Source organism: Pseudomonas sp. MD195_PC81_125, assembly GCF_014060985.1.
Classification (GTDB): Bacteria; Pseudomonadota; Gammaproteobacteria; order Pseudomonadales; family Pseudomonadaceae; genus Aquipseudomonas; species Aquipseudomonas parakoreensis.
In genome coordinates this window covers 1-7,265 of the sequence record NZ_JABULD010000191.1, presented here as the reverse complement: position 1 = coordinate 7,265, position 7,265 = coordinate 1, and the positions used below count along the sequence as shown (strand labels likewise).

The window sequence follows — 7,265 nt, the reverse complement described above, 5'->3', positions numbered from 1 at the left end:
CCACAGACTCAGTGGCGGTCATGGATTTTGTGGACGACCCGGACACTGTGGGAGCTGGCTTGCCAGCGATGAGGCCGGATCATTCAATAAAGAATTATCAGGCCTCAGTTGAACTCGTCACCCACCGGATACCGGCTGGCATTCAAGCTCTCCTTGATCTTGCGCAGATGCGGCTGGAAATCCACCCCGCGACGCAGGGTCATGCCGGTCGCCAACACATCCAGCACTGTCAACTGAATGATCCGCGAGGTCATCGGCATATAGATGTCAGTGTCTTCCGGCAGCGGAATATTCAGGCTCAGGGTACTGGCCTTGGCCAGCGGCGAATTCTCCGCGGTCAGGCCCAGCACCGAAGCGCCGTTCTCCCGGGCGATGCGCGCCACTTCCACCAGTTCGCGGGTGCGCCCGGTGTAAGAAATGATCACGAACAGCTCGCCAGTGTGCGCCACCGACGCAATCATCCGCTGCATCAGCACATCCGCATGAGCGGTGACGGCGAGGTTGAAGCGGAAGAATTTGTGCTGCGCATCCAAAGCCACAGGCGCTGACGCACCGAGGCCGAAAAAGTGGATTTGCCGCGCCTGGATCAACAGGTCGACGGCGCGGCTGATCAGGTTCGGATCGAGCGCCTGGCAAGCGCTGTCCAGCGAGGCAATGGCGCTGCCGAAAATCTTTTGCGTGTACGCCTCGGGATTGTCATCGGCCTCCACCGCGCGGCTGACATACGCCGCGCCACTGGCCAGGCTCTGCGCCAGTTGCAGCTTGAGTTCAGGGTAGCCGCTGACACCGAACGAACGGCAGAAACGGTTGACCGTCGGCTCGCTCACCGACGCGGCCTGGGCGAGGGCGGCGATGCTGAAGCGGGTGGCCTGCTGCGGGTTGAGCAGGATCACCTCGGCGACTTTGCGTTCGGCCTTGTTCAGCTCTTCAAGGCGACTCTGGATCTGTTCCAGTAAATTTCGCACGCGGTCCATATGGAATTCCTAATTCACCTGCGCAAAGGTGCGCCGGGCTATGCAAATTGGGCCTTTGATGTGGCCCGTGACGGTGGCCTATCCTACTGATGGCTCCGACCGACCACCACTCGGAATCTGTATTTTGCGAAAATGTTGTGGTTATTACTACATTTTCCCTTGAGTGATGCCTTGAAAAAAAGGTATTTGTAGCTTAACTTGATAAAAGAACAAACATCATGCCTTCGATTACGGTTGAACCGTGCACCTTTGCCTTGTTCGGCGCTCTGGGCGATCTGGCCCTGCGCAAGCTGTTTCCTGCCCTTTATCACCTCGATGGCGCCGACCTGTTGCACGAGAACACGCGCATTATCGCGCTGGCCCGTGAACCCGGCTCCGAGCAGCAGCACCTGGCGTTTATCGCCGCCGAATTGCGCCGTTACGTCGGCAAAGAGCTGGACGAGGCGGTGGCCGAGCGCTTTCTCGCGCGGCTGAGCTATCTGCACGTCGACTTCCTCAAGGCTGAAGACTATGTGGCGCTGGCCGAAGCGACCGGCAGCGCGCAACGCATGATTGCCTACTTCGCCACACCGGCAGCGGTGTACGGCGCGATCTGCGAGAACCTGGCGAAAGTCGGTCTGGCAGAAAACACCCGCGTGGTCCTGGAAAAGCCGATCGGCTCCGATCTGGAATCCTCGCGCAAGGTGAACGACGCCGTGGCGCAGTTCTTCCCGGAGAACCGCACCTATCGCATCGACCACTACCTGGGCAAAGAGACCGTCCAGAACCTGATCGCCCTGCGTTTCGCCAACAGCCTGTTCGAAACCCAGTGGAACCAGAATTACATCTCCCACGTGGAAATCACCGTGGCCGAGAAGGTCGGCATCGAAGGCCGCTGGGGCTACTTCGACAAGGCCGGCCAGCTGCGCGACATGATCCAGAATCACCTGTTGCAGCTGCTGTGCCTGATCGCCATGGACCCGCCGGCCGACCTGTCCGCCGACAGCATCCGTGACGAAAAGGTAAAGGTACTCAAGGCCCTGGCGCCAATCAGCCCGGAAGGCCTGACCACGCAAGTGGTGCGCGGTCAGTACATCGCCGGGCACAGCGAAGGCAAGTCCGTGCCGGGCTACCTCGAAGAACCGAATTCCAATACCCAGAGCGACACCGAAACCTTCGTTGCCCTGCGTGCCGACATCCGCAACTGGCGCTGGGCCGGCGTGCCGTTCTACCTGCGGACCGGCAAGCGCATGCCGCAGAAGCTGTCGCAGATCGTCATCCACTTCAAGGAACCGTCGCACTACATCTTTGCGCCGGAACAGCGCCTGCAGATCAGCAACAAACTGATCATCCGTCTGCAACCGGACGAAGGCATTTCCTTGCGTGTGATGACCAAGGAGCAAGGCCTGGACAAGGGCATGCAACTGCGCAGCGGCCCGCTGCAACTGAATTTCTCCGACACCTGGCGCAGTGCGCGGATCCCCGACGCCTACGAGCGGTTGTTGCTGGAAGTGATGAACGGCAATCAGAACCTGTTTGTCCGTAAAGATGAAATCGAAGCCGCGTGGAAGTGGTGTGACCAGTTGATCGCCGGCTGGAAAAAATCCGGTGACGCGCCCAAGCCGTATGCGGCCGGGTCGTGGGGGCCGATGAGCTCGATTGCACTGATCACGCGGGACGGGAGGTCGTGGTATGGCGATATCTGATGTGAAACTGCCTGCGGGCGTCCACGCTCACCAGTTCAAGAGTCCGGTGCTGTTGGCCGAAGGTCTGGCGCTTAATGTTGCCAAGCAACTGAGCGATGCCATTTCGGCACGCGGCAACGCGGTGCTGGTGGTTTCTGGCGGTCGCAGCCCGGTGGCGTTTTTCCAGCACCTGGCCAAGCAGGAGCTGGACTGGTCGAAGGTCGTCGTGACCCTCGCCGACGAGCGCTGGGTACCGGTCGAACACGCCGACAGCAACGCCGGTCTGCTCAAGCAGTACCTGCTCAAGGGCCCGGCCGCCAAGGCGCAGTTCCTCAGCCTCTACAGCGCGGCGGCCAATGTCGAGCAGGCTGCGGAGCAGGCCGACCGCTTGCTTGCCGAATTGCCGCCGATTGACGTGCTGGTGCTGGGCATGGGCGATGACGGTCACACCGCGTCGCTGTTTCCCGACAGCCCGAACCTGAATGAAGCCTTGCAGGTTGACGGCAGCCGTCGCTGCTGGCCGATGCTGGCGCCGAGCGTACCGCGTCAACGCCTGACCATGAGCCGCGCGCTGCTGGCTTCGGCGAAGCACAAGATTCTGTCGATTTCCGGTCAATCGAAACTGACCACACTGAATGCCGCACTGGCATCCGACGACGTCGCGGCCATGCCGGTGCGCGCGTTTCTGCAACCTACGTTAGAGATCTACTGGTGCCCATGAGCCAAGGAACAGCCGCTATGACAACCCCATCCCCGACCGTTTCCATGGCGGACAAAGTTGCGCTGATCGACAGCCTCTGCGCCAAGGCGCGGATCCTGCCGGTGATCACCATTGCCCGTGAACAGGATGTGCTGCCGCTGGCCGACGCCCTGGCCGCGGGTGGTCTGACGGCGCTGGAAGTGACCCTGCGTTCGCAGTTCGGCCTCAAGGCGATCCAGATCCTGCGTGACCAGCGTCCGGAACTGGTGACCGGTGCCGGCACCGTGCTCGACCGCAACATGCTTGCGGCGGCTGAAGCGGCGGGTTCGCAGTTCATCGTCACCCCGGGTATCACCCGTGACCTGCTCGAAGCCAGCGTCGACAGCCCGATTCCGCTGCTGCCAGGCATCAGCAACGCCTCTGGCATCATGGAAGGCTATGGCCTGGGTTATCGCCGCTTCAAGCTGTTCCCGGCGGAAGTCAGCGGTGGCGTGGCGGCGATCAAGGCCCTCGGCGGCCCGTTCGGTGAAGTGAAATTCTGCCCGACCGGTGGTGTCGGCCCGGCCAATATCAAGAGCTACATGGCACTGAAAAACGTCATGTGCGTGGGCGGCAGCTGGATGCTCGATCCGGAGTGGATCAAGAACGGCGACTGGGCGCGCATTCAGGAATGCACCGCCGAGGCCCTGGCACTGCTGAACTAAACGTTTTACCTGACACTTCGTTGTGTGTTCTACGGCTTTACGGTGCGCTTGGTCGGTGCACCGTTTTTTTTGCCCGAAGAAAATCCAACCCCTGTAGGAGCTGCCGCAGGCTGCGATCTTTTGATCTTGATTTAAAAAACAAACATCAAAAAGATCGCACCTGCGGCAGCTCCTACAGTGAGGCGTGCGGTATCACCGTTACGCTGCGATACATAGTTACCGCACCGAGAGCGGCGCGCGCCGTTAATCTGCGTTCATCTTATGGAAGAGAGAACGCGTCATGGAACGAGACATTTCAGCCGCAACACCCCAACCGGTGTATCAACTGGCGCCCGAGCAAATCGCCTGGCCGTATTTCCGCAATCCCAAATTACTGCGACGCAATATCAGCGAGGGCGCCGAGGGCCTGCCACTGCTGCTGCGCCTGACGATCGTCGACGCGATGACCGGCGAGCCGGTGAGCGGCGCGCTGGTGGATATCTGGCACTGCAATGCGCGGGGCGCCTATTCGGGGTGGAGCCGGATCAATCCGGATCGGGAGGTCGACACCGATGCCATCGGCTCGATCCCGCGTACCGATGATGACACCTACCTGCGCGGCAGCCAGTTCTGTGATCAGCAGGGACGTGCGCGCTTCACCACCATCTATCCGGGGTTCTATGCCGGTCGGGCGCTGCACATTCATGTGGCCGTGCGCATGGTTACCGGCCGTGAATATCTGGATGAGCGCAACGTGGCCTGGGTCGGTCAGCTGTATTTTCCCGAGGTGGTGTCACGCGCCGTGCTCAATGCCCGGGACTATCGCGGGCGGGCCTCTGCACCGTTGAACAATGCCGAGGACAGCTACTACGCCAACATGGGCGGCGAGGGCTCAACCTTGACGGTGTGGCCGATCGGTCGTGAATCGCACGAGGACGGTTTTTTCGGCCACCTGACCATTGGCATCGACACCTTTGCCGCCTCGTCGCAGATCAAGCCCGAGGACTTCGACAAGTACACCGTGTGAACGGATCAGCGCAGCTCGTTGAGTGCACGGGTCAGCAACTGCATGTCAGCCGCCGTGGTGGTCAATCCCGGAGTGATACGGATGCTCGGCCCGCTCGCTGCACCGTTACGCACCACGGTGAACAAGTTGTACTCATCGAGCAGACGCTCGACCATTGCCTGTTGATCGGCGTGACGAGTGAAACGCATCGAGGTGATCCCGCAATACAAGCGCGGATCGTCCGGGGTCATCACTTCGATCCCCGGCAAGTGGCGCACGGCGCTGACCCACAGGTTGCGCAGGTAATTCAGTCGCGCGCCCTTGGCTGCTGCGCCGCCGAGCGAACGATGCTCCTCGAGCGCCAGCGGCAGGGACATCAGTGCCGGAATGTTCGGTGTGCTGTACGGCGTGCGCGCGCGGATGTCGCTGGCCGGAAAGTGCATTTCGCCCATGTCCGGATCAATGTCGGCAAGGCGCTGCGGAGCGATGTACAGAAAACCCAGAGTCAACGGTGCGCCAATCCATTTGTGCAGATTGAAGCCAGCGAACGAGATGCCCAAGGCTTCAAGGTTGAACTCTATCTGGCCGAGGGCGTGGGCGCCGTCGAGGATGATGTCTATGTCATGTTGTTTCGCCAGCGCGGCGATGGCCTGCACCGGCATCACCAGCCCCGTGCGATGAGTCACGTGGGTCAGGGCCATCAGCTTGAGTTTTGGATAGCGGACGAAGGCCTCGCGATAGGTATCCAGCAGGCTGTCGAAAGTGGCCGGATGGGTGTGGCTGATCTCGATCACCTCCACACCGCGATGGCGCGCCAGCCAGCGCATGGCGCCTTTGACCGTGTCGTATTCCAGGTCGCAGATCAGCACCTGATCGCCCGGCAGCAGGCGATTGTAATTGCGGATCAGCGACTGCAGTGCATCGCTGGCGTTGCGGGTGAAGGCGATGCTCTGCGCGCGCACGCCGATCGTCTCGGCCAGTTGCGCGCGGATGTCGAGGCTGTCGTGCTGTTCGAAACGCTGGCGCACATACACCGAGTTGCGGGTGTTGATCAGCTCGATGTTGCGCTGGTAGTCCTCGATCACCGTGCGCGACATGCGTCCGAAGTAGCCGTTTTCCAGGTTCAGCGGGCCGGTTTGTGCTTCGTAGCGATCGGCGAAGGTTTGCCAGAATGCTTCGTCACGGGCGCGGCGGGTGTTGTCAGGCATGGTCGACTCGGCTCAGGGGGAGGGCGCTTCAGTGGCGCGGGGCGGGTTTGCCGTGTTTGGCGCGTAGCGGTTCAAGCAGCTCCGACAGACCGTTATGGTCGATTTCCTGCATCAGCGCCAACAGTCCGCCGAGCTCGCCGTGAGGGAAGCCTTCGCGAGCGAACCAGTTCAAATAAGGGCCCGGCAGGTCGGCAATGATCCGGCCCTTGTACTTGCCAAAGGGCATTTCACGGGTGATCAGCAGTTCGAGTTTTTCAGGATTCATCAGGGGCAATCATCTGGCTTCGGAACACTCTGGAAAATACAGGCATTCTGCATGCAGGCCAAATGACAGATCATGCAAATAACCGTGATACAGATAGTTCAAATATCTTTAACTTGTTGAAAAACAAGGATTTATTTTTTATCAGAAAGCTGGCACGCACACTGCAATAACCCTTGCATCTTCAACCAACCGCAAGGAATTGAAAAATGACTGACATGAACAAAGAAGCCATCTCTGTACTCAACGACCTGATCGAAACCAGCAAGGACGGTCAGGAAGGGTTCAAGACTTGCGCCGAAGACATCAAGCATCCAGAACTCAAAGCGCTGTTCGCCAAGCGTTCTGCCGATTGCGCCACCGCCGCTGCCGAATTGCAGGCTACCGTGCGCTCGATGGGCGGTGATCCGGAAACCTCTACCAGCGTCAGCGGTGACCTGCACCGTCGCTGGGTCGACGTCAAAGCCATGTTCACCGGCAAGGACGAAGAGGCTGTACTGAACGAGGCCGAGCGCGGTGAAGACCATGCACTCAAGGCTTATCGTGAAGCCATCGAGAAAATCAACAAGCACAACCTGGTCGGCATCCGTGACCTGGTTGAGCGTCAGTACCACGGTGTGCAACGCAATCACGACCAGGTGAAAGCCCTGCGTAACCAGGCTCGCGCGCGTTCGTAAGCGTTTGCAGGTTATAAAAAACGCCAGCTAGTCTGGCGTTTTTTTTGCGTTGAGGGAAAAGCCAAAGATCGCAGCCTGCGGCAGCTCCTAC

At 60.0% G+C, this 7,265-nt stretch carries 8 protein-coding genes; 5 read left to right on the top strand and 3 right to left on the bottom strand.

What is annotated here, in order from left to right; genetic code table 11:
- Nucleotides 1–104: 104 nt before the first annotated feature.
- Nucleotides 105–965 carry a MurR/RpiR family transcriptional regulator gene (locus HT737_RS08195; RefSeq protein WP_169842436.1) on the bottom strand — a complete coding sequence of 287 codons (861 nt, stop codon included), beginning with the start codon at nt 963–965 and terminating at the stop codon, nt 105–107.
- A gap of 227 nt (nt 966–1,192) precedes the next feature.
- Here HT737_RS08195 and zwf point away from each other — a divergent pair, with 227 nt between their 5' ends.
- The 4 genes from zwf to HT737_RS08175 all read left to right on the top strand — a co-directional run bounded on the left by zwf (nt 1,193) and on the right by HT737_RS08175 (nt 5,048).
- The gene (gene zwf, locus HT737_RS08190; RefSeq protein ID WP_182402155.1) at nt 1,193–2,659 is read left to right on the top strand and encodes a glucose-6-phosphate dehydrogenase; all 1,467 of its coding nucleotides are present in this window, start codon (nt 1,193–1,195) and stop codon (nt 2,657–2,659) included.
- On the top strand, nt 2,646–3,359 hold the full coding sequence (gene pgl, locus HT737_RS08185; protein ID WP_047295975.1) for a 6-phosphogluconolactonase: 714 nt from the start codon (nt 2,646–2,648) through the stop codon (nt 3,357–3,359). The genes zwf and pgl overlap by 14 nt, the downstream gene beginning before the upstream one ends.
- A 17-nt stretch (nt 3,360–3,376) precedes the next feature.
- Nucleotides 3,377–4,042: a bifunctional 4-hydroxy-2-oxoglutarate aldolase/2-dehydro-3-deoxy-phosphogluconate aldolase gene (locus HT737_RS08180; RefSeq protein ID WP_131671168.1), complete on the top strand. Its 666-nt coding sequence runs from the start codon at nt 3,377–3,379 to the stop codon at nt 4,040–4,042.
- 280 nt (nt 4,043–4,322) lie between these two features.
- On the top strand, nt 4,323–5,048 hold the full coding sequence (locus HT737_RS08175) for an intradiol ring-cleavage dioxygenase (protein ID WP_182402153.1): 726 nt from the start codon (nt 4,323–4,325) through the stop codon (nt 5,046–5,048).
- A 5-nt stretch (nt 5,049–5,053) separates the two neighbouring features.
- On the opposite strand, the gene HT737_RS08170 is transcribed toward HT737_RS08175, so the two are convergent.
- Together HT737_RS08170 and HT737_RS08165 are read right to left on the bottom strand one after the other, a co-directional pair.
- Nucleotides 5,054–6,235, bottom strand: coding sequence for an aminotransferase class V-fold PLP-dependent enzyme (locus HT737_RS08170; RefSeq protein WP_182402151.1), 1,182 nt, complete (start codon nt 6,233–6,235; stop codon nt 5,054–5,056).
- Between the two features lie 28 nt (nt 6,236–6,263).
- A complete protein-coding gene (locus tag HT737_RS08165; RefSeq protein WP_003213031.1) occupies nt 6,264–6,500 on the bottom strand; it encodes a DUF3820 family protein in 237 nt (78 codons plus the stop codon).
- Nucleotides 6,501–6,706: 206 nt separating this feature from the next.
- On the opposite strand from HT737_RS08165, the gene HT737_RS08160 reads away from it, so the two are divergent.
- On the top strand, nt 6,707–7,174 hold the full coding sequence (locus HT737_RS08160; RefSeq protein ID WP_025112834.1) for a PA2169 family four-helix-bundle protein: 468 nt from the start codon (nt 6,707–6,709) through the stop codon (nt 7,172–7,174).
- The last annotated feature ends 91 nt before the right edge of the window (nt 7,175–7,265 follow it).

Bases quoted from the DNA above. Each gene is read 5' to 3' on its own strand.
- zwf (WP_182402155.1), top strand. From the start codon at position 1,193: ATGCCTTCGATTACGGTTGAACCGTGCACCTTTGCCTTGTTCGGCGCT.
- pgl (WP_047295975.1), top strand. From the start codon at position 2,646: ATGGCGATATCTGATGTGAAACTGCCTGCGGGCGTCCACGCTCACCAG.
- HT737_RS08180 (WP_131671168.1), top strand. From the start codon at position 3,377: ATGACAACCCCATCCCCGACCGTTTCCATGGCGGACAAAGTTGCGCTG.
- HT737_RS08175 (WP_182402153.1), top strand. From the start codon at position 4,323: ATGGAACGAGACATTTCAGCCGCAACACCCCAACCGGTGTATCAACTG.
- HT737_RS08170 (WP_182402151.1), bottom strand. From the start codon at position 6,235: ATGCCTGACAACACCCGCCGCGCCCGTGACGAAGCATTCTGGCAAACC.
- HT737_RS08165 (WP_003213031.1), bottom strand. From the start codon at position 6,500: ATGAATCCTGAAAAACTCGAACTGCTGATCACCCGTGAAATGCCCTTT.
- HT737_RS08160 (WP_025112834.1), top strand. From the start codon at position 6,707: ATGACTGACATGAACAAAGAAGCCATCTCTGTACTCAACGACCTGATC.